Annotated in this window: 3 protein-coding genes; all 3 read right to left on the reverse strand. The window is 65.6% G+C overall.

All coding sequences use genetic code 11. The features are described from left to right. Window positions 1–91 precede the first annotated feature (91 nt). A complete protein-coding gene (locus tag KAY22_RS27240) occupies window positions 92–874 on the reverse strand; it encodes a type III pantothenate kinase (protein WP_296626169.1) in 783 nt (260 codons plus the stop codon). A 29-nt stretch (window positions 875–903) separates the two neighbouring features. Then, entirely contained in the window at window positions 904–1,614 is a 711-nt protein-coding gene (locus KAY22_RS27245; RefSeq protein ID WP_296626170.1) for a biotin--[acetyl-CoA-carboxylase] ligase, read from the reverse strand. A gap of 46 nt (window positions 1,615–1,660) precedes the next feature. Continuing rightward, the coding region (gene nuoN / locus KAY22_RS27250; protein ID WP_296626171.1) for an NADH-quinone oxidoreductase subunit NuoN at window positions 1,661–2,901 on the reverse strand (1,241 nt) is incomplete at its 5' end.

The following is a 2,901-nucleotide window of genomic DNA, read 5'->3' on the forward strand; positions in this document are numbered from 1 at the left end:
TTGACGTTCATGCCGATCTCCCCGGAGCCGCCAAGCGCCAGGAAGAGCAATTCGTTACCGGGAGTGGTCACTTAGAAACTTGTCCAATCTGTCAAAGCCGGGCCTTAAGCCGGTCATACATGATGCCGAGGCCCTGGATGGTGAGGTCGGGCTCGATGCTGTCGAACAATTTCACATGGCGTTCGAACAGCGGCGCGAGCCCGCCGGTGGCGATGATCTTCACGGGGCGTCCGACCTCGGCCTTCATGCGGCCGACGAGCCCCTCGATCATCGAGACATAGCCGAAATAGATGCCGACGAGCATCTGGCTGGTGGTGGTGCGTCCGATGACGCTGGCGCTGTCCGGCGCCTCGATCGCAATGCGCGGCAGCTTTGCCGCCGCCCCGACAAGCGCATCGAGCGACAGGTTGATGCCCGGCGCGATGATCCCGCCCTTATAGGCCCCCGTATAATCGACCACATCAAAGGTCGTGGCGGTGCCGAAGTCGATCACGATCAGGTCGCCGGGGTGGCGCCGATGCGCCGCGATGACGTTGACCGCGCGGTCGGCGCCGACATTCTGCGGCTCGTCGACATCGAGGGTGATGCCCCATTCGACCGGCGGGCGGCCCGCAACCAGCGCGGTGACGCCGAAATATTTGCTCGCGAGCACCTCCAGATTGTGGAGCGCACGCGGCACCACCGTGGCAATGATCACCGCTTCGATGGCCGAGCGCTCATAGCCTTCGAGCTGCAGCAGCTGGTGCAGCCAGACCGCATATTCGTCGGCCGTCCGCCGGGGATCGGTCGCAATGCGCCAGCGCGCCTTGATCGCGTCACCGTCGACCAGCGCGAAAACGATGTTGGTGTTCCCTGCGTCGATCGCAAGCAGCATGACCGGTACGAGTCCTTCCTTCGGGGCGCCTATAGCAGGAAAACATCGCCTGCGTGCACCTGATGCACATGTCCATCGGGGCAGCGCAGCTTCAGCGCGCCTTCTGCGGTCAGCCCGTCGAACAGGCCTTCGAGCGCACCATCGGGTGACTGCACACGCAAGGCCGTGCCGATGGGATGCGCGCGCGCCTGCCAGCGGGCGAGGATGACCGCCAACCCTTCCCCCCTCCAGCGAGCGACCCACGCAGCAAAACTCGCGGCCAGTTCCTCGGCGAAGTCGGCGGGCGACGGCGGCGACAGGCCGAGGCCGGCGAGGCTCGTCGTAGGTCGATCGAGGCCGATCGGATGATGGGCGAGATTGACGCCGATCCCGACCACCACCGCATCGTCGGCGCCTTCGAGCAGTATGCCCGACAATTTGGCGCCATCGACGAGGAGATCGTTCGGCCATTTGATCGACAACTGCTCCGGCCCGATCCACGCCTGCAACAGTGCATCGAGTGCGACCGCTGCGACGAAGGCGAGGCTCGACGCTGGCGGATCACCCGGCAGCCGGCGGACGAAAGTCGATCCATAGAAATTGCCCGGCGGCGAGACCCAGGGCCGGCCCTGGCGGCCGCGCCCACCGGTCTGGGCATCGGCCCGGATCCAGCTGCCCTCCGCTGCGCCGGCCCGAGCGAGCGCGGCGACGTCGGCGTTGGTCGAACCGGTCTCGGCAACATGCTGGATCGCCGGGGTCATGCCGCCATGTCCCCCGCGAGCCCGCAAGCAGCTACCGCGTCGGCGATCAGAATAGCGCGCGCGCCGCCGTCATGCTCGTCGCATCGAGCAGCGGGATCGCCAGATAGCCCAGCGGCGACACCGCGAGAGCCGTAAGGACGATGACACCGCTTTCGATCGGCGAATCTGCGGGCGCGAAGCCTTCGGCAGGCTCGTCGAAGTAGATCGTCTTGACGATCTTCAGATAATAGAAGGCGCCGATCACCGAGGTCGCGATGCCGATCATCGCCAGCGGCCAATAGCCGGCACGGACGAGCGCATCGAACACCAGGAATTTCGGCCAGAAGCCGAACAGCGGGGGAATACCCGCAAGGCTGAACATGAAGATCGCGAAGGCCGCCGCAAGACCCGGGCGGGTGCGCGACAAGCCCGACAGGCTGGCGATCGCTTCGACCGGGCGACCATCGGCATCGCGCATCTGCAGCAGGCAGGCGAAGCTACCGAGCGTCATCGCGACATAGACCGCCAGATAGGTCAGCGTCGCAGCGATGCCGTCGGCAGTGCCGGCGGCGAGGCCGAACAGCGCGAAGCCGACATTGTTGATCGACGAATAGGCGAGCAGCCGCTTGATGTTCGACTGGCCGATCGCGGCGACACCGCCGACGATCGTAGAGGCGAGCGCGGCGAAGACGACGATCTGGCGCCACTGGTCGGTAGCAGAGCCCATGGCCTCGACCGAGACACGCATCATCAGCGCCATCGCGGCAACCTTGGGGGCCGACGCGAAGAAGGCGGTGACCGGGGTCGGTGCGCCTTCATAGACGTCGGGCGTCCACATGTGGAACGGCACCGCCGAGATCTTGAAGGCGAGGCCGGCGAGCACGAAGACCAGGCCGAACATCGTACCGATGCCAATGTCCTTCGACATCGCGTCGGAAATGCCGGCGAACAGCGTCGTACCGGTAAAGCCGTAGAGCAGCGAGATGCCGTAGAGCAGGATGCCCGAGGCGAGCGCGCCGAGGACGAAATATTTGAGTGCCGCTTCGGCCGAGCGCGTGTCGCGGCGCAGGAAGCCGGCGAGGACATAGGCCGACAGCGACTGGAGTTCGAGGCCGACATAGAGGGTCAGCAGGTCGCCCGCAGACACCATCATGCCCATGCCGACCGCAGACAGCAGGATCAGCACAGGATATTCGGCGCGATAGCCGCCCGCGCGGGCGAAGAAGCCGGGCGCCAGCAGCACCGAGATCGCCGCTGCGATGTAGATCAGCAGCTTGGCAAAGGCAGCAAAGCTGTCGGCGATGTAGA

The organism is Rhizorhabdus sp., assembly GCF_018006725.1.
In the GTDB taxonomy this organism is placed as follows: Bacteria; Pseudomonadota; Alphaproteobacteria; order Sphingomonadales; family Sphingomonadaceae; genus Rhizorhabdus.